Annotated in this window: 22 protein-coding genes and 1 pseudogene; 7 read left to right on the top strand and 16 right to left on the bottom strand. The window is 36.6% G+C overall.

Features of this window, described 5'->3' with window-relative positions; translation table 11 throughout:
- Window positions 1-36: 36 nt before the first annotated feature.
- The 7 genes from tnpB to NST98_RS09090 form a co-directional block, all read right to left on the bottom strand.
- Window positions 37-390: an IS66 family insertion sequence element accessory protein TnpB gene (tnpB, locus tag NST98_RS09120; protein ID WP_222837117.1), complete on the bottom strand. Its 354-nt coding sequence runs from the start codon at window positions 388-390 to the stop codon at window positions 37-39.
- Complete coding sequence (locus NST98_RS09115) at window positions 380-577, bottom strand: hypothetical protein (protein WP_096550383.1); 198 nt, start codon at window positions 575-577, stop codon at window positions 380-382. Before NST98_RS09115 ends, tnpB begins: the two co-directional genes overlap by 11 nt.
- 35 nt (window positions 578-612) lie before the next feature.
- Window positions 613-1,491, bottom strand: a complete 879-nt coding sequence (locus NST98_RS09110) for an ISL3 family transposase (RefSeq protein WP_340714983.1) — start codon at window positions 1,489-1,491, stop codon at window positions 613-615.
- Between the two features lies 1 nt (window position 1,492).
- The gene (locus NST98_RS09105; RefSeq protein WP_340714982.1) at window positions 1,493-1,615 is read right to left on the bottom strand and encodes a hypothetical protein; all 123 of its coding nucleotides are present in this window, start codon (window positions 1,613-1,615) and stop codon (window positions 1,493-1,495) included.
- 36 nt (window positions 1,616-1,651) lie between these two features.
- The gene (gene istB / locus NST98_RS09100; protein ID WP_340714830.1) at window positions 1,652-2,371 is read right to left on the bottom strand and encodes an IS21-like element helper ATPase IstB; all 720 of its coding nucleotides are present in this window, start codon (window positions 2,369-2,371) and stop codon (window positions 1,652-1,654) included.
- On the bottom strand, window positions 2,359-3,876 hold the full coding sequence (gene istA, locus NST98_RS09095) for an IS21 family transposase (RefSeq protein ID WP_013401401.1): 1,518 nt from the start codon (window positions 3,874-3,876) through the stop codon (window positions 2,359-2,361). Before istA (NST98_RS09095) ends, istB begins: the two co-directional genes overlap by 13 nt.
- Window positions 3,877-3,977: 101 nt before the next feature.
- Entirely contained in the window at window positions 3,978-4,145 is a 168-nt protein-coding gene (locus NST98_RS09090) for a hypothetical protein (protein ID WP_340714981.1), read from the bottom strand.
- A gap of 257 nt (window positions 4,146-4,402) precedes the next feature.
- Here NST98_RS09090 and NST98_RS09085 point away from each other — a divergent pair, with 257 nt between their 5' ends.
- The 4 genes from NST98_RS09085 (at window position 4,403) to NST98_RS09070 (ending at window position 9,137) form a co-directional block, all read left to right on the top strand.
- Entirely contained in the window at window positions 4,403-4,825 is a 423-nt protein-coding gene (locus tag NST98_RS09085) for a MerR family transcriptional regulator (protein WP_340714980.1), read from the top strand.
- Entirely contained in the window at window positions 4,788-6,293 is a 1,506-nt protein-coding gene (locus NST98_RS09080; RefSeq protein ID WP_340714979.1) for a class I adenylate-forming enzyme family protein, read from the top strand. The genes NST98_RS09085 and NST98_RS09080 overlap by 38 nt, the downstream gene beginning before the upstream one ends.
- Window positions 6,290-7,960, top strand: a complete 1,671-nt coding sequence (locus tag NST98_RS09075; RefSeq protein WP_340714978.1) for an acyl-CoA dehydrogenase family protein — start codon at window positions 6,290-6,292, stop codon at window positions 7,958-7,960. Before NST98_RS09080 ends, NST98_RS09075 begins: the two co-directional genes overlap by 4 nt.
- A 520-nt stretch (window positions 7,961-8,480) precedes the next feature.
- Window positions 8,481-9,137 (top strand): FusB/FusC family EF-G-binding protein, encoded by a 657-nt coding sequence (locus NST98_RS09070; RefSeq protein WP_096552145.1) that lies wholly within the window; start codon window positions 8,481-8,483, stop codon window positions 9,135-9,137.
- 295 nt (window positions 9,138-9,432) lie between these two features.
- Here the strand turns inward: NST98_RS09070 and NST98_RS09065 are convergent.
- The 4 genes and pseudogenes from NST98_RS09065 to istA (NST98_RS09050) form a co-directional block, all read right to left on the bottom strand.
- Window positions 9,433-9,873 (bottom strand): annotated as a pseudogene (locus tag NST98_RS09065) (ATP-binding protein); the annotation flags it as partial.
- Between the two features lie 77 nt (window positions 9,874-9,950).
- Window positions 9,951-11,306, bottom strand: coding sequence for a transposase (locus tag NST98_RS09060; protein WP_340714835.1), 1,356 nt, complete (start codon window positions 11,304-11,306; stop codon window positions 9,951-9,953).
- A gap of 112 nt (window positions 11,307-11,418) precedes the next feature.
- Window positions 11,419-11,745, bottom strand: a complete 327-nt coding sequence (locus NST98_RS09055) for an ATP-binding protein (protein WP_340714976.1) — start codon at window positions 11,743-11,745, stop codon at window positions 11,419-11,421.
- Window positions 11,745-13,292, bottom strand: coding sequence for an IS21 family transposase (gene istA / locus NST98_RS09050; protein ID WP_340714975.1), 1,548 nt, complete (start codon window positions 13,290-13,292; stop codon window positions 11,745-11,747). The genes NST98_RS09055 and istA (NST98_RS09050) overlap by 1 nt, the downstream gene beginning before the upstream one ends.
- Before the next feature lie 219 nt (window positions 13,293-13,511).
- Between istA (NST98_RS09050) and NST98_RS09045 the strand changes: the two genes are divergently transcribed.
- Entirely contained in the window at window positions 13,512-14,309 is a 798-nt protein-coding gene (locus NST98_RS09045) for an MBL fold metallo-hydrolase (RefSeq protein WP_340714974.1), read from the top strand.
- 27 nt (window positions 14,310-14,336) lie between these two features.
- Here the strand turns inward: NST98_RS09045 and NST98_RS09040 are convergent, their stop codons facing one another.
- The 5 genes from NST98_RS09040 to NST98_RS09020 form a co-directional block, all read right to left on the bottom strand.
- The gene (locus tag NST98_RS09040; RefSeq protein ID WP_016839096.1) at window positions 14,337-15,104 is read right to left on the bottom strand and encodes an IclR family transcriptional regulator; all 768 of its coding nucleotides are present in this window, start codon (window positions 15,102-15,104) and stop codon (window positions 14,337-14,339) included.
- Window positions 15,105-15,248: 144 nt separating this feature from the next.
- On the bottom strand, window positions 15,249-16,403 hold the full coding sequence (locus tag NST98_RS09035) for a CaiB/BaiF CoA transferase family protein (protein ID WP_340714973.1): 1,155 nt from the start codon (window positions 16,401-16,403) through the stop codon (window positions 15,249-15,251).
- A gap of 131 nt (window positions 16,404-16,534) precedes the next feature.
- A complete protein-coding gene (locus NST98_RS09030) occupies window positions 16,535-17,341 on the bottom strand; it encodes an enoyl-CoA hydratase/isomerase family protein (RefSeq protein WP_016839094.1) in 807 nt (268 codons plus the stop codon).
- A 205-nt stretch (window positions 17,342-17,546) separates the two neighbouring features.
- A complete protein-coding gene (locus NST98_RS09025) occupies window positions 17,547-18,599 on the bottom strand; it encodes an acyl-CoA dehydrogenase family protein (RefSeq protein ID WP_340714972.1) in 1,053 nt (350 codons plus the stop codon).
- The gene (locus NST98_RS09020) at window positions 18,596-19,750 is read right to left on the bottom strand and encodes an acyl-CoA dehydrogenase family protein (protein ID WP_016839092.1); all 1,155 of its coding nucleotides are present in this window, start codon (window positions 19,748-19,750) and stop codon (window positions 18,596-18,598) included. The genes NST98_RS09025 and NST98_RS09020 overlap by 4 nt, the downstream gene beginning before the upstream one ends.
- A gap of 186 nt (window positions 19,751-19,936) precedes the next feature.
- Here NST98_RS09020 and rpoN point away from each other — a divergent pair, with 186 nt between their 5' ends.
- Both rpoN and NST98_RS09010 read left to right on the top strand, forming a co-directional pair.
- Window positions 19,937-21,259: an RNA polymerase factor sigma-54 gene (gene rpoN / locus NST98_RS09015; protein WP_340714971.1), complete on the top strand. Its 1,323-nt coding sequence runs from the start codon at window positions 19,937-19,939 to the stop codon at window positions 21,257-21,259.
- A 463-nt stretch (window positions 21,260-21,722) separates the two neighbouring features.
- Window positions 21,723-23,759, top strand: coding sequence for a hydantoinase/oxoprolinase family protein (locus tag NST98_RS09010; protein ID WP_340714970.1), 2,037 nt, complete (start codon window positions 21,723-21,725; stop codon window positions 23,757-23,759).
- Window positions 23,760-23,762: the final 3 nt, after the last annotated feature.

Here is a 23,762-nt window from a genome sequence, read left to right as displayed (position 1 = left end):
ATTCTATATAGAGTTGATTATATCATGAATCGGTATTTAGAAGACACCTTTTTTCGATTTTTGGATGGCTTTAGGTTGTTGAATCGAGAGCCCTTCGAGTAACCATCGAAGCTCCTGTTGAGTCAAATTTCGAACCTCATTTTCATTTCTGGGCCATTGGAGTTTGCCGTTATCGATTCGTTTGTATAACATGGCGAAGCCATCTCCATCAAAATACAAACATTTATAGCGGTCTTTCTTCCGTCCACAAAATAAGAAAATGGCGTTGCTATATGGATCCAGTTCGAAAGAATCCTGAATTAAGGTGGCAAGACCATCAATTCCTTTTCTCATATCCGTACGACCACAAATGATATAGATATTTTTACACTTAGTAAAATCATGAATCACTGCTATTCAACTCCTTGATGACCGTTTGAATGATGTGAGGTTTTACACCGGGGTAAAAGGAGATTTTAAAATTTGTTGCTTGAATAACGCATACAGGTTTGAGAGGACCACGACTCGTTGAGGGTGAAGTTGAATCAGAATCGGATTCCAAATTGACAGGGACGATATTTAATTTTTCAACTGCCAAACAAAAACACCTCCTCTGTAATCGATAACTCTATCTTACAGGGAGGTACGATCGATTGATATGCGTCGTTTGAATTCGGGCTTACGCTGGGTTTTCTTCAATAGCTCAAAGTCTTTGGTTTTGATGCAATGTTGCACGTATTGATATAACTCATAGGAAGCTTTTAATTCAGAATCTAAATCAATGAGATAGTGGAGAATCTCCACCTCACACATATGCTTTTTAAAGCAACGATGATATGTATAGTTCTTATAATCAAGTTTTGTTTGATCTTTCAGAAGGAGCTTCCAGTATTTTTTTAATTTATTGTAATTCTTTTTATCCCGATTCATGACGTTGATGCGCGTTTTGTTTAAAGCTCTGCTAAATAGTTGGAGGATATGGAATTTGTCGAGTATGATTTCCGCTTTAGGGAAAACTTCTTGGATTAAGGAAATATAAGGGCTATACATATCGATGACAATCGTTTTTACCGCATTTCTCGCCTTCTTGGAATACCGTAAGAAATACTCTTTGAGGACAGATAATCTTCGGTCCTCCACGATATCCACAATCTCCCCCGTTTCAGAGTCGCAGAAAATAAAGGACATCGCTCCAGCTGCGGATTTCACTGATTTAAACTCGTCAAAACACAAATGCTGTGGAAGGTAGTGAACATTTGGTTGATAGTAGCTATAAAAGCTGTCAATGACACGACTGACGGTGGCATGAGAAACATGATGTTTCATCGCAATATCTTTTTCGGATATTTTATCTTTGGCGTTTAAAGCAATCGATACTTTTGTATTGTTGGAAATACAACAGTTTTTGGCCACGACGCTCGTTTTTAAAGTAAACGTGGAATGACAATGTTTACAGAAATAACGCTGTTTACACAATTTTAAGTAGGTATGAAAACCTGAAACACTAGGCATTTTAATGAGAGACGTTTAAACCGTGTTTAATGATTTGATCATCAAAGACATGTCCACAAGCATAACAAGCTTTTGGTTGATACGTTAACTGTTTTTGGCAAGTAGAAATTGTATGAAATGGCAATTAAAAATGCATACATACACTTGCCAAATTCCATGGTTAACGTTGAGAGATTGAGTCTTTGTATCGGTGACTTTCACCATTGAAGATGATTAAATGAGAATGATGAATCAGCCGATCAATGACGGCCTCTGTTAAAATGGGATCGCCAAAGACATTATTCCATTGGCTAAATGGTAAATTGGTTGTCACAATGATGCTTTTGGTTTCATAACACATGGAAATAACTTGAAATAATAACTCTGCCCCCTGTTTATGCAATGGAATATAGCCCAATTCATCAAGAATCAAGAGATCCAACTTTTCGATTTGATTGAGAAATTTACCAAGTTCACCTTTTTCATTGGCCTCCAATAAAGCATTGACAATGGAGGCGGCCGTATAGAACTTCACTCTTTTTCCTTGTTTTTTCATCAAATTGAGGGCGATGAGAGTGGAAAGGAATGTTTTACCGGTTCCCACTCCGCCATAGAAGATAAGGTTTTCCTGATTTTTCGTAAACTCACCTTCTAAAATATAATCTTTTGTGATGCCTGGGGCTAGTTGAATCTCCCGCCAATCATAAGGTTTATTTGGAATTTTCGGCAATGTCGCCTGTTTTAGTAGTAAATTTATCCTTCTCTCATCTCGATGCTGCACTTCTCGTTCAAACAGCTTCAGTAAAAATTCCTCATTTGTTTCCGCATGGATGGTATGGTAATTGGCTGGAATCCAGCTTAATTTTAGTCTTTTGGCATATTCCTTAATCATTTGTTCCATGATGCCACATCTCCTTGGGATTCGAATAGGCGGTCATAATGCCTTACTCCTCGGATGGCTTCCGGCATATCTGGAACGTGTTTTTTCGGTTGAATTGGCTCTCGTATACCTCTTCCATTGATTAATTGATAAAATACCTGTTTAATCGATTCTACTTTCGGATGACCATACTGGGAGGCAATCCTCAAAGCCTGTGTCGAAACTTCGAAATCATGTTCTTTTAGTAAAACAGCTAGTAGTTGTAATGCTTCCTTCTTTTCTTGAACGGTACAATTGGAAAAATAATTTTTCCATTCTTCCGGCATCTTTTCATAGAAATCCGTATATTTTAATGCATTTGGCCTTTTGGCCATTAACGTAAGATATGGTTGCCATTTCATTGATTTTTGTTTTGTGCCATATAAACGCTCGTGCTTGATAATCAGCTCATGCTCTTCTGTTAAAATGGCAATCTCATGATAAGAGATCTTTGCCAAAACCTTTTGTTTGGCAAAACGGGGAGACGTGGAATATAAATTGTTTTCTAAATGGATGAAACCGTACTTATCAGCCGTGACCTGCTCATATCGGACACATTCAAATTCTTTGGCTGGCAATTGAAGAAATAACGCTTGTTCTTCTTCAAATAATTCAGCGATGAGTCGCTCCTTCTCATAATGCGGACGATTCCAGTCCTTCTCACATTTTTCCCATAAAGATTCATTAAAACTTTCTAGTTGATAGATTGTTTGTTCAGGTAAAAAGAAATTGTTTCGAATATATTTCACCTTTGATTCGACATTCCCTTTTTCATTTCCGCTGGCTGGGTTGCAGAACTCGCATTCAAAGCCATAATGTAAAACGAATCGTTGAAATGTCTCTGTCAATTCTCTTTCTCCGTTTGGCAAGATCGTTTTTACTGCAGGGGAGAGATTATCAAAACGAATGACCCTTGGAACCCTTCCCATATAGTGAAAGATTCGTTTTAATCCTTCCAAGAAACATTCTTGATTTTGAGCTGGCATGACTTGCACATAGGCCGCATTACTGTAAGGGAATGAAACGACCAGGTAAGGAAAATCGACGTATTTCCCCTGATAGAGAAAAGGAGCTTCTCCAAAATCAACTTGAGCCGTTGCAGGTTTCGATTCTAAAGGTAACGCAGCTGGTTCACTTTGTTCGAGCAGTTCTTGTTTTCTTTTTGATACATAGAGCCGAACAGAACGATCTGAACCTGTAAATCCATATTCTTCTTTTAAGATTTCATACATTCGTTTCGCAGTTCTTCGATATTTTTTCTTCTTTGTCAAGTCCTCTTTAATCCATTGATCCAATATCGGTTTCACTGGATCCATCACTTTCGCTTTTCTCGTTTGTTTAACTTTTGAGGGATTGAAGTCTTCCATTTCCGCATACTTCTTCACTGTTCTTGGATCACGATTCATTCTTTTGGCAATATCGGAATAGGAACATCCTTTTTGGTTTGCTTCATATCTGATATAATGAATTTCAGCCACTGCTAACATCTCCTTGAATACCTCCCGTTGAACTGTTTTGTCCAACTAGGAGGGTAGTGTATTTGGGGAATGTTGGCAAGTGGTTTTTTGTTTTATAGGACCTGCATAAATTAATTGCCAAACGTTACATTTTTAGTTTGCCATAAACACGTTAACGTCCCATGAAAGACTTTCGCTTTTACTTTTTTGATCGTTTCGGTAGAACAAAAATTTTCATCAAATGTGATATTTTTGTCTTTTATATTGAGTAGGTTTCGTATAGAATGATGGTGAGACATGTGACACAACTCCTTTGGGAAATGTGGTTTTGGTCGATTACATTTTACCAGAGTTTGTCACATGTCTCATTTTTTTGTGTAAAAAAATGGTGCTGGTTGTATCCACCAACACCAAATATTATAGAGACTTTTCAACTCGATTGTTGCCAATCTAGTAGCTATAATAGATTATAAAATATTCAAAAAATTCATATATCTTATTGAAGTTTACGTTAACGTCAATGTTATAATAAGACAAATTCGAAGAGGTGAGTGGAATGAAAACAATAAGAGAAGTTGCAAAGCTATTCAATGTTACGCCTAGGACACTCAGATATTATGAAGAAATTGGATTGCTTTCGCCGACCCGTTCTCATTCAAAATTGCGCACCTTTTCGAAAAAAGAAATTGCAAAATTAAAATTGATCATGAGGGGCAAAAGATATGGCTTTTCACTTGACGAAATAAAGGAGATGATCATGCTCTTTGATCGCGACCGTACCGGTATTCAGCAGCTAGAAAGAACTGTAGAGTATGGTGAACAGAAAATCAAAGAAATTGAAGAAAAGATTCAAGAGTTGATCCAATTGAAAAGAGAGTTAGTGGAGTTGCATGCGACATTTAGCGAAAAATTAGCGAAATTAAAGGGGGAAAATGCTAAAAATGAACAGTTCCATGTTATTAGCAAGAAATGCCCGTAAATATCCAATGAACGAAGCGGTGATTTGTCAAGGGCGACGGGTGACTTATAAAGAATTGGACGAACTCGTTACTCGTTTTAGCCATGCTTTGCTCAATCTTGGTATTAAACAAGAAGATAAAGTCATTATCTATATGCCAAATGTATTGGAATTTGTCGTTAGTTATTTTGCTATCCAACGAATTGGAGCAATTGTTGTTCCAGTCAATGCAAGATTCACTTTATCGGAAGTAGAATACGTAGCGGAACATGCTCAAGCAAAAGCCATTATTGCCCATGAAGCGATCTTTGCAGCAGTTGAAAACATAGAAAATATCAATCTAAAAATTAAATCAGGGACCAAAAAAGAAGGCTGGCATGATTTTGACGAATTAATTGAAAACGCTACCAATACCCCAATACAATGTCTTTTAAATGAAGATGATTATTCAACTATCCTCTATACATCGGGAACTACGGGAAAACCTAAAGGAGTTTTATTTAGCTATCGAAACATTTTAGCGGTTGCCCACATGATTGCAATTGAAATGGAAGTCAAACCAGAAAGTCGTATGTTGTTAATGATGCCACTAACCCATTCAGCACCACTACATTTATTCCTAATGTCAGCAGTACTTGTTGGAGCAACAAATGTACTCACTCCAACTTTCACGCCAGATTTATTCATCGACACAATCGAAAAAGAAAAAACAACTCACTTTTTTGGAGCACCTGTTGCCTATTTAGTTACAGCTTCTCATCCGAGATTACAAACGGCAGACTTATCATCAATGAAATGGTGGGTCTATGGTGGTGCACCATTATCTGAAAAAGAGGTGCGTTATTTACAAAAAGCATTTAGAACAGACAACTTAACTTGCGTATATGGTCTAACAGAGGCGGGGCCAAGCGGGACGTTGTTATTCGGCCATGAACATAAAGAAAAAGCAGGTAGTATTGGAAAGCGAGCAGCATTTGGAACAGAAATTCGAATAGTGAATGACATGGGAGAAGACGTCCTTGCTAATGAAATTGGAGAAATCGTATTGTTTGGAGAAGGAAATATGGTCGGTTACTATCGCGATGAAGAAGCAACAAAACAAGCCTTTATCGGTGAATGGTTAAGATCTGGCGATTTAGCACGTGTAGATGAAGATGGCTATATTTGGATTGTTGACCGGAAAAAAGATGTGATTATTTCAGGTGGCGTTAATATTTATCCAAAAGAAATTGAAGATCGAATTTTACAATTTGAGGGAATTCATGAAGTGGCTGTCATCGGTGTGCCACACCCAGAGTGGGGAGAAACGGTGAAAGCTGTGTTTGCGGCGAAAAAATCAATTGATATCGAAGAATTAAAGGCGTATTTATCTAGTCATTTGGCGAAATACAAAGTCCCACGTATTTATGAACAAGTAGAAGCTCTCCCTCGAAATGCCTCAGGAAAAATCTTGAAACAACAATTGAAAGTGCAGGCGATTACGGAATGAAAGTATTACAAAACTTGGTTACTGAGAAGGAGACAAACTTTTTTACAAGTGATGAAACTCTACAAAAAATACTAAAGCAAATGCTTGATAAAGACTTCTATGATTATGCAATGCGAGAACTAACAGATTTTGGGTCACTTGTATGCGGTGAAATTGATAAGCGTGCTAAACATACGGATCGAGAAGGAGAACCTCGTCTCATCCGTTACGATAAATATGGAGAAGAAGTATCTGAAATTTGGGTCAATGAAGGATATAGAAAAACAGTTGAACAAACTTACAATACAGGAATTGTAGGTTACGTGCATAAAGAGATTCCACAACTCGGAAGAAAAGGGAACTATGTTTATAGTTTTGCCCAAGGGTATCTTTTATCCCATGCGGAGCCAGGATTTTATTGTCCTGTGACGTTGACATTAGCGACTGCTTATTTGTTAGATCATTATGCAGATGAAGAGTTGAAGGCAAAATTTTTACCACACGTTTGTTCAACTGGAGAAGTAGAGTTATTTGAAGGGGCAACTTTTTTAACGGAGCGACAAGGTGGATCAGATGTTGGAGCAAATATGGTTGAAGCAAGATTTGACGGTACCCATTATCGATTATATGGAGAGAAATATTTTGCATCCAATGCGGGGATGTGTGGAGTGGCAATGGTATTGGCTCGCATGCCAGGTGCTCCAAAAGGTACAAAAGGTCTAACTTTATTTGCTGTCCCTTGGAGGAATGAAGGCGGTTCACTCAATAATTTGCGCATCCGTAGGTTGAAAGATAAATTGGGAGTGCGCGCTGTGCCTTCAGGTGAAGTAGAATTTGACGGATCCATAGCCTATGTGGTCGGGGATCCGAAAAAAGGGATCTATTATATGCTTGAGGCATTAAATTTATCAAGAATTTGTAATGCGGTCGCTTCTGTCGGAATCATGAGAAGAGCGTTTCTAGAATCAAAATATTATCTATCCAATCGCGAGGCTTTCGGTCAAAGATTAATAAATTATCCAATGATTCAAGATTCTTTATCAAAAATGGCTGCAAAACTTCACGTGGAAGTAGCAACGACCTTTGACTTGATTCAATTATATGATTTGGTAACGAACGGTAAAGGAACTGAGCGAGATACCATTTTAAATCGATTGAACATTGCAATAATGAAGAAAGAAACTGCTGAACAAGCTGTTCGTTTCGCCCATGAAGCGATTGAACTTCATGGCGGAAATGGTTATATTGAAGATTTTGTCACGCCAAGATTATTACGTGATGCTCAAGTGTTAACTGTTTGGGAAGGAACGGCAAATATATTAGCCCTAGAAGTAATACGATTATTTAAGAAAAATAACGCACATGAGTTATTTATAGAAGAAATAAACAATCGTTTGAAAAAAGTGAAAGAATCTAACTTAAAACAAATTGTTATGGAAAAACTTGAAGAAATAGCGGAAGAATTAGAAACGTTTGTTGCTTTAGATGATGCACTGCAAACATTTGAAGCGAAAGGCATCACACAGAAATTGGCATGGATGTATGAAAGCATAGTAGCTGTTGAATGGGGAAGCCAGTACGGTGAAAAATATGAAAAACTAGCTGAAATCTATTTAGAAGATACGTGGAAGCTTCGAAAATTAGGAGATTCAATGAAAACAGTTTTATATTTTGATGAAGTGGTATAAGTGTATGACATCTATTGGTTTTGACAATCTTGGATGGTTAAAAATACGGTGATTGTAAATTAGAAAAATCCTTATTGGGTCACTCCGATAAGGATTTTTTGATCATCATTCATCGGGATTCTAAGAAAGTAGGTGTTAAAAATTAAATGTCAAAACGCATTTAAAAGTAGATTTTTATCTCTTACAACTTTATATTTACTCCTTCAATCCTACTTTTTACACAATATATAAAAGAAAGAAATCTTACATCTCAAGTGGTGGATATTTCTCTATTTCTTCTTATTCGATAGAAGCATCGAAATATTGTATAATACAATTATTGTTTGGAGGTGATATTTAATGGCAGATAAAATAAATTATCAGCCAGAAATTGGAACTTCCCATGCGAAGTCTGTTGTTGAAATGGCGATACTTTGCATGGGTGGATTGTAATTAAATCGCCTATGGTCTATCCCATTTCTGAAACAGCTTTGCATATAACGTTAATTTCTTTATTAAATTAATTAAGGAGCTGTCAGGAATGGAAAATTATAATGTAACAAAATTTGAACCTTTTATTAGAAATGACCAATATAATTTTATTAAATACGAACTAAAGAATATTATTTCAGCATATTCGTCTATTAAAGATAAGGAAACGCTTAATGCTTTAAAATTGAATTCCCTAGATAAGATTCTAAACTTGTTTCCTGAGTTAAGTAATGAACAAATAGAATACTTTAATTATATTATTGAAATAGAAGAGGAAGCTCAAGCTAAGCATTTTCTTGAGGTATTAAAACAATTTGTTATTCCGTTTACGAATTTAACAGATAAAACTATAAGAAAACTCTTTCCTAAAATTAAAAAATTAAGAGTTCCTTCCCTTGAGGAATTAGATCTTAAGCAAATTTCATATTTTGGTTGGAACGATATTGGGTTAGGAAGAAAGTTTCTTATTGTAGAATATAAAGGCAAATTAATGGGTATTGAAGGAACATTTAAGGTAACAAACAAAGGGATATGTTCTTTATGTAACAGGTATGAAGAAATTGGTTTGTTTATGGCGAATGTAAAAAGTGGAAAAGAATCGTATACGAATAGAGGAAATTATATTTGTAAAGATAGTCAGAAATGTAATGAAAATATCACTTCAATAGACAAACTAAATTATTTCATTGAAATATTAAAAAATTAACTGTGGGTTCAATCCCACAGTTTTTGTGCGCCCGGCATGTACATGAACTATAGGGTGTAAGTCCCGAACCCCGAAGACAGAAGTAGAGGTTAGCCAAGAGCAAGGGTGTCCGTGGTGACGCGGAATCTGAAGGAAGCTGGAGGCAAAACACCGGTCCGAGGAACACGAACCTCATATAAGGCTAGGTATGATTGAGTGAGTTTGCGTAACAAAACAAAGCTCTTTCTGTCGAAGGTCATATCGAGTGTATTTCGCAAGTGAAAATTGAGCCAATTATTAATTAAAAACTGAGCCACTAAACTTGATTTTTTTCTAACCATTCTTTTGTGTCTAATATTCGATAAGACGGGCCAACCATATCGATCATATAGGCTCGATGGGTCAGTCTGTCCGTTAACGCTGCTGTTAAAACTGGATCATGGAATACTTCTTCCCAACGTTCAAATGATAAATTGCTTGTAACGATAGTGGATGCTCGTCCTGCTCTTAAAGAGAGGTGAGTAAAGAGTAATTCAGCTCCTTCTTTATCAAATGAAATGTACCCAAGTTCATCAATAATTACTAAATCATATTTCTCAAATTTCAATTCAAATGAACGTAATGTTCTTTCGGAACGGCTCTCTTTTAATTGATTCACAAGAGAGGCAACTGTTGTAAAATACACTTTATAGCCAGCTAAACAAGCTTCAATACCTAGACCAATCGCAATATGGGTTTTCCCTGTTCCTGGTGAACCAATTGAATCAATTTCATAAATCATAGTTTTTCTGAAGTATAGAGTACCCCTATACTAAAAACTTCGTTTTTTTTTAATTATGCAACTTGGTTTTGTTGCTGTAATAAAGCATTGATTCGATCAACTGCTAGTTTGCAGGTATTATAAATTAACGTCACCAGATTGAAATGCATTTTTGCTTTCTTTCCTGTACGATGACGGACATTGTTTAATTGAAAGTATTCCTTTAAATAAGCGTTAACGCGTTCGACTGCTGTACGTTCTTGATAAAGCTGTTTCCATCGTTCTGTCCCACGTGCTGGATAGGTAAATTTACGGATATCTATATCACATTTGATTTTGAAAACTTTTTGGCAAAGGGTGTCTTCTCGTAATGGGCAAGTTGCACATTCCTTTGGACGTGTGAATTTTAATGTATTGTACTTAGCGTCAAAGCTGTCATATTGGTAACTATGTTCACGCACACAGGTTGGACGAAAATGTTCATCGAATCCTATATATTCTCCTTCTCGGCGAACGTTGTAAGGAATCACGACTCGCATGGACTGTGATACGGCTTGACGGTAAATAGGTTCAACATCATAACCAGCATCAAATATAGCGATTGTAAATTGACCGTTTCCTAAGTGATGAAGTTTTTTCAATAATGGAATCGCAGCTTTACAATCACTTAAATTACCTGAGGACATCAAACGAGTGATGATATATTGACTTTTCGTCGAAACAGCTAAATGTGCTTTATAACCAAACCAGAATGTATTTTTTCCTTTACTATTCTTTTTCACACCCCATTTTGGCTCAATCGGTACATCCTTCCAAAGGGTTTCTAATGGGATATCCAGCTGTTCTTTCAGTTCTTTTTCATAGGTTGATTGATTTCCTTTTTTCTCTACTTGTTCGGCTAACCAAACAGCTCGTTCAGCTTTAGTTTTACGACCACGTTTTTTAGGAGTTTTAGGTGCTTTCTTTTCTGATGGTGTGAAAGCATCACGAGCTTCAAAGTGACTCGCATCGATGGCGACATGTTCATCATTTAGAAAGCCTTCCAACATCGCTGTTTTGATGAGTGTATCGTTCATTTTATCTAGCACATCTGATTCACTAATGACTTGAATCATGCGTGAATAAGAGCTTTCAGATGGTACGACATCAGACACAAGGAATCCACAGTCGAAACGAAATAAAGGATCATGGACCAAACGTTTGACTAAATCCTTGATAGTTGGAATACGTTCGACAATACGTATAATCAGCGATTGAACCATTGCACCATAATTCAATTCACGTGGTGCACCTTTCAATGTCTTTTTAGAAAACAATTGAAAAATAGGTTGAATGTCAATCACACTAAAAATGGCATCATAACGATGGGAACTTTCCATTTCTAATAATTGATGGATGTCAAAAAGAGAAATTTGTTTTACAATAGTCATAGGGTACTCACCTCTTTCGTATGGTTTGTTTGGTTACCTACCATTATAACGAAATTTGGGGAGGTACCCATTTTTTATTGTCTTGAATCCCTTGAAAATCAAGGGGTGAGAATTATGAAATTAACTCAATTAATAAAACATTTTGTTTTTCTTTAATGAAATCCAATGTCTTTAATTGAGGGAGTCGAGAGGCCGCATTTTGCGGTAATCTCTCAATCTCTAATTCTGTTAGTAGTTTCTTTTCTGGAAAATTTGCTAACCGAATCCGATTGGATTTGGCACGTACTTCTCGATCTTGCATTTCTTGCATTAATGCGTGATATAAAAAGTCCTCAGCGGTCTTATGATTTTTCCACATAGCTTCTTCTTGGATAAATGCTCGAATACTTGGTAAACGAAGTTCTTTACACATATGAATCATTTCTTGTCGCTTGTCCATCAATGAAGCACCCCCGTCTTATTTGATCCGAATAATGTACTGATAACCGAAAGGTTCTCTAGTGATTGACTGGTGACTTCATCTTTAGATTCTTTTGTTGTAATTGGAACGCCATCTTCCTGACTGGCTATAAAGATAATTTTATCTGTGGTTATTTGAACCAACTGGTTCTTCTCTAATTGTTCTATGGCTTTTAAAACTCTTTCTAGATTTCCGTGTTCCTTCATGTAGATTAATAATTCTAGAAAATCACGTTCATTTCCAATATAATAATTGTGATAGATGTTTTTTATTTTTGTTGGTGCTTGACTCAAACACTCGCTTTGAGCCAATGCACCTATTTTCTTTTCAAATGTACGTAAATAATGGTAAATATTCATAATCCATTGGTGGCTCTGCCAACAGCGCTTGTGCGTTGCGATACATTCTTCATCACTAAAAATGAGTATTTTTTCTGCACTTGCTTTTACTTTCACCCATTCTCCAACATGCCCTTCTGGAACAGAGTAATGATTTTGTCTATAAGTAATCGTGCTATATTTATCCACTCTAAATTCATGTAATTCGGATGCATCAAATGGAATCAGTTCTGTATTGATTTCTCGTATACCACGCTCTTCTAACATTAAATCTTGATGCGTTTGTTTTTTCTTATAATGCGGATAATTGTTTAACTCCATTAAAATCTCAGATAGATAAGTTTGAGCACCTTTTAAGCTTGTAAATGTGTCACGATGGGCAAATGCTTTTCTTCGAACATATTCTACACTGCGCTCTACATGTCCCTTTTGATTTCCTTTTCGTGGTTGACACAATCGAATTTTAAATTGATAATGCATCGATAAACTTTTCATACCGTCAGTAATTTCTCGTTCATTTCTAATAAATCTTTTTACAACTGTTCGCATATTATCGTAGGTAAAAACTTCTGGTACAAAACCTAAAGCATGAATGCACTTCACATGTGCATCTTGTACACAAATCATTGTTTCGGATTCATACAAATAGGCTAAACGATAATTACTGTAAGGAAGTGTGAAGACAGCCATTGAAAGTGTACGCAATGTTTCATTGATAAATAGCTTCACTTCTCCCCAATCAAATTCAATCTCATGTCCTGCGATTGCCTTTTGTCGAATAAATACTTCTTTTTTTCTTTTTTCTTCACGATTAACAAAGTTCCTAACTGTCGAATAACTAATTTGAAATCCTTCTTTCAGTAACTTCTCATGGATATCAACCATCTTTAATTGTTGTTTGTGCATTTGATGTTGGCGTTTGCGTTCGTTTTCTTTTAACATTTTTCGAATTTTCTTTTGAACCGTAGGTGTTAATGCACGTTTATTCCCCTGACGTTTTTTATAAGTCGGTGGTGTTATATAGTTATCTGTTATAGGTAATTCCCGGATATCTAGTTTTCTTTTCTCAAGATCTTCATCAATATATTTTTTTACTGTATTTCGGGAAATTCCAAGCTCCCTCGCAATTTGTCTTTGACTTTTATTTTCTTGATAAAATCCAATCAAGACTTTCTGTTTTTTCTCCAATGAAATCACCTCAATATACACTCCTAACTTTATAAAGTTAGGAATATTTTTATATAAGGTGGCTCATTTTTCAATTGCGATGGTGGCTCACTTTTAGTGTAACAAATACAGTACTCGTAATGACTTAGAATATTGTTTAGAGCAATCATTGAAAGAGATTCAAATTGGTAATATTGAGGGTTTACGATAGTGACAAATTAATACAAAGAGGAGATCAATATGATTCAATATCAAGACAAACACCTCACCGTATTCGAAAGCCAACTTTATAAAACTACGTCCACTGTTATTCAAACTGAAGATTGTGTGATTGTCGTCGATCCATGTCTGCTTCCTTCTGAAGTGGATGAAATTCGTGAGCATGTAGTAAGCATGAAAGGAAACCGACCTGTTTATTTGATTATCACTCATTCCGATTGGGACCACATCGTGGGGGCTGGAGCATTTCCAGAAGCAATTGTTATTGCTAGCGAAGCCTTTCAGTTGAAAAATCCAAATGAGATTCTGGAACAAGTAAAGGCGTTTGATGATGAGTATTATATCGATCGAAAAACTTCGGTAGTTTATCCCAATGTGGATATTGTTGTGAAGAAAGACGGCGAGCAACTGAAAATCGGCAATACCACGCTCACTTTTTATGAAGCGAAGGGACATACGGATGATGGCATCTTTGCAATTGTTGAGCCTCTCGGGATTTGGATTGCAGGCGATTATTTATCCGATATAGAATTCCCATTTATTTATTCAAGTTCAACCGACTATATGAAAACATTAGAAAAAACGGAAGCGATTTTATCGGTTCACCGAATTAAATTCTTAATTACAGGGCATGGCCATGTTGCTCGCAGCACAGAAGAAATTCTAATAAGAAAACAGGATAGCCTTAAATATATTAATAACCTTAAACAAGTGATTCAGTCCAATGCAGAACATGAACATTTAGTTGATTCATATCGTTACAAAAGAAGTTTAAAGAAGTGCCATGAGGAAAATGTACGGTTCTTGTTGAATGAATAGGTGCTAGGTACAAAAAGTGCCTGGCACCTAATACAATTGATTTTCAATTTCTTTTGCGGCTTGTTGCATTTTTTGTATGAGTTCTGTTTCATTGTAATCTGTATATCGAATTACTGGAATGACTATGCTGATTGATGCAATGGATTCCTGTGCTGCATTTAAAATGGGAACAGATATGGACCATGCTCCGCGAACTCTTTCACCGTTGCTGATGCAATAGCCTTGCTCGCGAATTTGTTCCAATTGTTTCAGGAGCTGTTCCTTTGTTTTTACGGTATGTTCAGTAATCTTATCTAATTGAACATTATTTACATAATCCTTATAATTAGGCATAAATGCAAGCAGCGTTTTTGATGATGCTCCTGCGTAAAGTGGGGAAGTGTCACCTACTAGCATTTTTGTTGAAAGTGGATATGATGAATCAAAATTTAAAATGCATCTTCGTTCATAACCATCGATGATATTAAGTGAAAGACTTTCTTTTGTTTCTTCGTTTAAACGTTTTAAAATGGGTTCTGCTACAAGAATTAAGCTCGACTCTTGTTTCACTAAGTTTCCTAAATATAATAATGAGTGGCCGAGTTGATAACGCTTTGTTTGCTCATTTTTATGCAAAAATCCTTCAACAACGAAGGTAGAAACAATGCGTTGCAAACTTGAGATGGTTATTCCAGTTTTTTTGCTGAGTTCTGTTAAGGAAAGACTCGGTTCATCATTTGAGAATGCTTTTAATACTCGAATGGCTTTGTGCAGCGATGTGATTGTATAGTTTTTTTCATATGTTACTTTATCCAATTCTTACACCTACTTCATGCAGTTTTTTAGTTTAACACTTGTCCGGGAAACCTACTTCATTAAAGAGAAAATGCAAAATGAGTTCTTTTGCTATTCCACTATTATATAAGAATATTTAAGTTGTTTCATATTAACGAAAGTGTTTTATGACTGTTTAAAATTTATTGGTTGTTCCAAATACTTATCGGAATGTTCGCCAAGCAATGGAGGTGCAAGTTTATATTGGATATTTAAGCCCGAAAATTGCAATGGATTTTTAATGAATTTGACTTTGCCATATTGAGGATGTTCGAGTTCTCCAATTAAGTTGCGAGCTTTTACTTGAGGCTGCTCAAGAGCTTCAGCAATGGTATGCACTTTTCCGCAAGGGATTTTATATTGATGTAATAAGAGAATCCATTCATCCCGTGTTTTAGTAAGCGTAATTTCAGATATCATTTGGCTAAGAATCGATTCATGTTTTTTGCGCAGGGAATTCGTTAAGAAACGTTCATCTTCCACCCATTCTTCGTGGCCAAGCATTTTACATAGTTTACGGAACTGGTCATTTGTACCTGCACAAATCATCAATGGACCATCTGCACAATTGAAAACTTGATATGGAGCGACATTATTATGAAGGTTGCCTAAACGTTTAGAAATGAATCCGTTATTAATATAGGCACTTGCAACATTTGCAAGGCTGCTAATTTGCACATCAAGCAGGGAAAGATCGATAAATTGTCCTTCTCCAGTCATGTCACGCATGCGCAATGCTGATAATACGCCAATGACAACATATAGAGAAGTTAAAATATCGGCAATAGGCACCCCGACTTTTGTCGGCTCGCCATCCGGTTGCCCTGTAACGTCCATTAAACCGCTCATTGCTTGAATGACTGGATCGAATCCAGGCATATGTGCGAGAGGACCAGTTTGGCCGAATCCTGTTACTGCACAATGGATGAGGCGGGGATTGATTTTTTTTAGTTCTTCGTAATGAAGCCCCATCCGCTGCATATCGCCAGTTTTGAAGTTTTCTAATAAAACATCTGCATCTTTAATTAAGTTTTTTAATTGTTCTTTCCCTTCATCCGTTTTTAAATCAAGCGTGATGGAGAGTTTATTGCGGTTGGCACAAAGGTAGTAGGTGCTTTGTCCATTTATGAATGGACCCCAATCACGCATGCTGTCCATGCCTTTTGGATGCTCGATGCGGATGACTTCTGCACCTAAATCGCCTAAAATCATAGAGCCTGCTGGTGCAGCATAAACTCGGGATAAATCTATGACTTTTATATTTTGTAGAGGCTGTTGCATATTCAATTCTCCTCTCTAAATTTACTTTCCAGAGAATTTACGTACTGCATGTTTCCCTATACTTGATGAAGTTATATATCATTCGGCTTCTTTTTTCATTACTACATCTATATTGCACCCGAATAGTTGTCTTATTTATAAAAAGGTTTACGCTTATTGACTACTGCATCTACGCCTTCTTTAAAGTCATCAAGTTCTGTCACAATGGCCATTTGAGATGAAATGTAGTCAAGCGCTGAGCGTAAATCCATTTTTTGGCTTTGATAAACTGCCCGTTTAATAAAACGAATGGCTGTTTGCGGTCCATTTGCAAGCTTTTCTGCATACGAGCGGGTAAATTGTTCAAGTTCATTATCATCTACAACAAAGGTTACGAATCCCAATTCTTTTGCTTCCTCAGCTGTAAAAATCCTTGCGGTCCAAAACATATCCAATGCTTTGTCGATGCCAACAAGTTTCGGTAAATAATATGCACCACCATCTCCTGGCACAATGGCAACGTTTATATAGCTTTCCGATAACTTTGTTGAGACTGCAGCAATTCGAATGTCACACATTAATGCCATATCCAGTCCAGCTCCCATTGCAAAGCCGTGTATTTGTGCAATCACAGGTTTATCGATTTCTTCCAAAAGCAAAGGAATTCGTTGAATTTTCTTCCATAGTGAATTTTTACGTGCCAATCCGGTGGAAGAGATGTCCTCCTTGCTTTTGAAAAAACCTTCTCCGGCTTGCATGGCTTTCACATCGCCCCCAGCACAAAACGCTTTTCCGTTTCCTTTTACAATGACCACTCGTATCGAATCATCATCTCTTACTGTTTCCAGTGCTTTTATCCAATTGGCAATCATTTCTTCGCTAAAAGCGTTATAGCTTTCAGGACGATTTAATGTAATCGTAGCAATATGATTTTCTACTTCAAAAATTAAATCAGCCATAAAAAATCTCTCCTTTAAAATTCTTGTTCTATCTTTCTGCTAAGTTTCGTTATTAAAAAAATATCTGAGTCAAAAAATTTCAAAAGGTGAAAGGGGAAGGTGATACGGGATGTTTACTGATATCTTTCCAATGAAACAATGGAGGAAAGTGCAGTAAAACGTCCCGAAAGCACGGCTTTTCTTAAATTTACTCAATTGAGAAATATTATTTTTTTACAACTGTTTGAGCTGTTTTTGTGAGATAAGCCCACAATTCAGTATCACGATTCAATAAATAGTCGGCAATATGTTCACTCCAAAAATCCGCATTTGTTCCTTCATCCCGCCAAGCCCATAAACGTCGAGTGTATTGGTGTAATGCATGTTCATGTGTCGTACCAATTGCAGCATGCAATTGATGGGAAACGGAAGCAACTGTTGAAATTGCGTCTTCAAAACGGATGCGCGCATATGCAACTTCATGCAATAATTTTTGTGATTGAATAGCGGCACAAACGTTATTGAATGCAGCAATTGTAATGGCGGTTTCCCCAGCTAATTGTGCGATTTGGTATTGCACCAACTGGAAGCGGTGAATTGGGCGTCCAAATTGTTCCCGTTCTTTTGAATATTGGACAGATAACTCATTGATTTTTTCAATGGCCCCCGTCATTAAAGCGATTTTAAATGCAGTTTCGATTGTTTTGAAATAGAAAATTTGTTCATCTGATAAAACGGCTGAAGAGTGTGCTTGCGCATTATTCAATATGACTGTATCCCGTGGCTCGCTTGCCAAGTTAGTGCTTGGCTGTATCGTAGCATTAGCCAAATCGATTAGTGCAACATGCACCCCTTGATTGCTTTGTACAAGGGCTACTAGATATTTGGCATGTCTTGCCCAAGGAACGTTGTGCAATACACCATTAATTTGATTATTCTGAGAAATAAATCCATCTTGAAGGGAGTAAGTCGCAATTTTATCAACTACTGTCAGATTGCTGGTTTCAAGTATGAAGTTGGCAAATGTTGTTTCTGCAAAAGGAATGGGTGCAGCATATTTACCTGTTAAACGTACAAGATTTAGAAGGTCCTCTAAGTCTCCTCCAGCACCGCCATGTTTTTCTGAAAGGGCAACGGAGACCATACCGTTTTCTACAAATAATGTCCAAGTATCTTTTGACCAATCACCTTTTTCAAGCACATCCACTACGTCTTTTGTAACACGATCTTCCAACATGCGTTCCGCAACATCTAAAATCATCTCTTTCATTTCGCTCATTTCGCCACAACCCCTTTCGCCAACATACCGTAGAGAATTTCTGTTGTACCACCGCGGATTGTAAAACCGGGTGAATGTAAAATGGACTGAGCCATATAGCGGTCAAATTTTCTCTCTGCATCCAGTTTTGGATAGGTTTCAACGAGCAGTCGTGCAACCTCAGGAACGCTTTGTTCAAACTTAGTACCGATTGCCTTTACTAAAGATGCAGGTATGGCAACGTTTTTTCCATCGCCGGATTCCAATAATTTTGCAACTCCAATGGATAAATTCCTCAGGCTCCATAAACGGGAAAGAAGTTTTGTTGCTTGTTTTAATCCTTCTTTATTGTCCTGAAGCTTTAATTCTTGAATCAATTCGTCTATTAGGAGATACGTACTTAAAATACGTTCCGGACCACTTCGCTCAAATGCAAGTTCTGCCAAGCCTTGCTCCCATCCATTTCCAATCTGGCCTACAACCATATTGTCTGGAACAAACACATTATCGAAAAATACTTCGTTGAAATGATGTTCACCTGTTAAAAATTTAATCGGAACTATTGATACTCCTTCTGCATGTAAATCGATAATCAGTTGGCTCAATCCCGCATGTTTGTTTTTTCCATCAAATGGACTTGTGCGTACAAGAGTCACCATGTAATGACATACGTGGGCGTTGCTTGTCCAAATTTTCTGACCGTTCACAATCCAACCACCCTCTACCTTTTCTGCCCGTGTACGAACCGAAGCCAAATCCGAACCACTGTTTGGTTCACTTAAACCAATGGCAAAGTAGCATTCCCCTCGGGCGATTTTTGGCAGGAAAAATTGCCTTTGTTCTTCTGTACCGTAACGAAGTAGCAATGGCCCCGTTTGACGATCCGCAAACCAATGGGCTGCAACAGGTGCTCCACTTGCTAAAAACTCTTCCGTTAAAATATAGCGATCAATAGTGCTCCTCTCCTGACCTCCATATTTTTTTGGCCACGTCATGCCAATCCAGCCTTGTTCACCGATGAGTTTTGAGAATGAAGGATCGACACCGCTCAACCAGGAATCGCATTTTGGGGTAAAGGTTCCTTTTTTAACATGCTCTTGCAGGAATTTGCGGACTTCTAAACGAAACGTTTCTTGTTCCTGCGTAAATTGTACTGTTGGCAATCGAAACATGACATCATCCTCCTTATTTTACCGTATTACGGTAATCATTATCGTATTACAAATATAATCATAGTTTTTTAAGGTGTCAATAAAGATATAAAAAATTCTAACAATTTTGTTATTTTTTCTCTTTCATGTAGATAAATAATTTTATAGGGAAAAATTAAATGGAGATTAAAAAATGGGGGGAACACAATGCAAATGCAAGTAAAATTGGAAAATAGATTAATGAAAACTCTGCGATTAGATCAAATTCAAAGTTTGGAAATCTTGCAAATGTCCAGTTTGGAGTTGGAACAATATTTAATTGAAAAAGCAAATGAGAACCCATTGCTTACTTTAGATAGTGAAAATAATAGTTTTCAGAAGCTCTTGGAAACCTCTTATATCAAAGAAAAAATCTCTCCATCCTTTTCGAGCGAAGAAAATCATTGGGATTTTATTGAGCACAGCGCAAGAGTTCAAGAGAATTTTGAACAATTTTTCATTGAGCAAATTCCACTAGCGGTTCCTCTAAGTGATTTGGATGTAAAAATATTAAAATTTTTAATTTGTTCTTTAGATGACCGTTTATTTTTAGATGTTGAAATAGCTGATGTAGCTGAAAAATTTCATACGACTTCAGCTCATGTTGAAGAGATCATCCAATTGCTTCAGACGCTTGAGCCTGTCGGAGTTGGAGCACGTAATTACATTGAGTATTTATTGATTCAAACGAACCGATTTCCCAATGTGCCCCCATTCATAAAAGAGATTATAAAAAATGATTTGCACTTAGTTGCGGAAAATAAACTTAAACAGGTAGCGAAAAAATACAGCGAATCTTTATCAGAAATTCAGCAAGCTGTTGCATTTATAAAAAATCTAAAACCAATTCCTGCTGGTTTTAAAGAAACAGCCATTCATTATATTGTTCCGGATATTGAAGTATACCGTGCAGGTGGAGAATGGGCTATTCAAGTGATTCAAAAGAATTTGCCTGCGGTTCAAATCAATGAAGAATATGTGGAATTGTTAAAACAACAAACAGATAACAAGCAATTTTTAAAACGTTATTTGAAAGATGCAAAAGCAATTTTATTAGGAATCGAAAAGCGTAATAAAACAATCTATGAATTTGTTCGGTTGCTATTAGAGATTCAACCTGACTTCTTTGAACAAGGAATAGCAGGATTAAAACCTATGAGATTAAAAGATATAGCAGATCATCTAAAAGTCCATATTTCTACGATTAGTCGAATGGTTAAAGGAAAATATCTGCAGACTCCCCATGGCATATATAGTTTTCAGTCATTATTTTCAAAAGGAATTATAAGTTCATCAGGAAAATCAGATTCAATTATATTTATTAAAAAACGGATAAAGGAATTAATAGAACAAGAGAATAAAAGAAAACCTTTAAGCGATGAACAATTAGCAATCCAACTCAATAATGAGGGAATAAGTATTTCCAGACGAACAGTGGCAAAGTATCGAATAGAGATGAATATTGCTAGCTCATTTAACAGGGCATTATAAATAATTTCAAATTACAATAACCGATGCAATAATGCATAACAATTGAATTTCTGCATACAAAGATGGTTTTTTGGTTAAATCAAAACCATTGAAAGAATTATCAGGTTAAAGACCTATTAATTTTGTTAAATAATTCTTGAATTAACATTCATTTATCGGAATATAAAAAAATACTAGCCATAAATAAATTATGAAACAGTTAACAAGTTCTATTCATACTAATTTTAATTACTTGCTGAATATGGCTTTTTTTGAAGTCAATTTTAAAAAAATAGTTTATTTATGCATTTTTAATATTTTATGAAAAAAATGATTGAGGATATGACGGGAAAGTTGGCATATTTTTTGCTTTAAATTTTGTAACTGCATTGTGATTAGTTCACGCATTTAAGAACAGCGGTCATACCAGAAGCTATTGTGTTCTAGTAATTTACAGATAATTTTATAGAAAGAAGGGGATGTCATGATTACTGCCAAAAAACGTTTAGCTATTGATGTCGGGGGTACTTTTACTGATGTTTTTGTATTCAACGAGGAAACCGGTGAAATTTTTGTTACGAAAACATCGTCAACACCATCCAATCCTGAGAAAGGAATATTAGAGGGAATTGCAAAGGCGAAAATTAATGGAGAGGATATTAAAGTCTTTTCCCATGGAACGACAGTAGGTACGAATGCACTCATTGAAAGAAAACTGCCCAAAACAGCACTGATTACAACAAAAGGCTTCAGGGATGTAATTGAAATAGGACGAGGTACAAAAGAAGATATTTGGGATACTTATAAGGATAAAGCAAGACCATATATTAAAAGGCGCGATCGATTTGAAGTGACAGAGCGGACAGACTATAAAGGAAATGTTTTGATCCCTGTAGATGAAAATGAGGTTCGTGAATTAGCAAGAAAACTGAAAAAACGTGGAACAGAATCGGTAGCAGTATGTTTCATTAATTCATATGTGAATGGAGAAAATGAAGCAAGGGTGAAGGAAATTCTTCAAGAGGAATTACCAGGGGTATATGTGTGTATCTCCAGTGAAGTACTACCTGAAATCTTTGAACATGAACGAATGAGTACGACGATTATTAACGCTGTATTAGGACCGATTATGACTTCGTACATTAATAAGTTGGAAGAAGAAATGCATGAGCGCGGTTATAAAGACGATATTTTGGTTTTACATTCCGGCGGCGGTGTGATGACATCCAGTACAGTCCCTCGTTATGCTGCCAGACTTGCAAGCTCAGGAATTGCAGCAGGTGCCATTGCAAGCAAACATATTGCAAAATTATGCGGTTATCGTAATGCGATTGGTTTAGATATGGGTGGAACAAGTACGGATATTTCATTAATGTATGACGGTAACATTCGGATTACAAAAGATTGGGCAATTGAATATGGTTATCCGATTGGTTTCCCAAGTATCGAAATTTTAACTATTGGTGCAGGCGGTGGAAGTTTAGCTTGGATTGATGAGGGCGGTTCATTGCGAAATGGTCCGCAAAGTGCAGGCGCTTCACCAGGTCCAGCATGTTATAGCCACGGTGGTACTGAACCGACGAATTCGGATGCAAATCTGGTGTTGGGACGTTTAAATGAAGAATTATTAGGCGGTACGATGAAATTGAATTTAGAGAAAGCGAGAGAAGCTGTACAAAAAATTGCAGATGAATTCGGCTATTCAATCGAAGAAGCGGCAAATGCAATCATCGAAGTGGCCAATGCTAATATGAGCGATGCAGTAAGACTCATTTCTGTTCGCAGAGGGTATGACCCAAGAGACTTTGCTTTAGTAGCCTTTGGCGGAGCAGGTCCATTGCATGGTGCTCATTTAGCGAAAGAATTAAATATCCCTACAGTCATCATTCCGCCTTATCCAGGTGTAGCAGCAGCGATGGGATGTTTATTAGTAGATGTACGGCACGATATTTCAAAAACATATTTAAAGCAAGCTTCGGAAATAACACTAGATGATTTACAGCTGGAATTCGAAAACATGAAAGCTGAGGCAAAAGCGTTGCTTGTTGAGGAAGGAATTCCTGAAGAACAATCCACTTTAATGAATTTCATTGACTTAAGATATCAAGGTCAATGGCGTTCGTTATCGGTACCAGTAAGCGAAAGTAATTCATCAATCGAAGAGATTTTAGAATTATTCCATAAAGAACATGAGCGTGAGTTTGCATATTCTGACAGGGAACAAAAAGTTGAAATTTATGGGCTTCGCGTTACAGCAATCGGTACTGTGCCAAAACCTGAATTTCCAAAGTATAACTCGGCAGGAAAAATTGAAGATGCCCTTAAAGGGACAAGACAAGTTTACTTCGATGGCAAATTTGTAACGACAAAAATTTATGATAGGGACAAAATTCCAGTGCAAGTTGAAATTGTAGGGCCAGCAATTATTGAACAATTGGATACAACAACTGTAATCCCACCGGAATTTACAGCAAAGGTTGATCAGTACAAAAACATTATTATTTCTGTAAATCAAGAATAATTT

Origin of the sequence: Ureibacillus sp. FSL W8-0352 (assembly GCF_038004345.1) — a bacterium.
GTDB classification, from domain to species: Bacteria; Bacillota; Bacilli; order Bacillales_A; family Planococcaceae; genus Ureibacillus; species Ureibacillus thermosphaericus.
The sequence above is the reverse complement of the archived record's forward strand: the minus strand, read 5'-3'. Positions and strand labels throughout refer to the sequence as shown.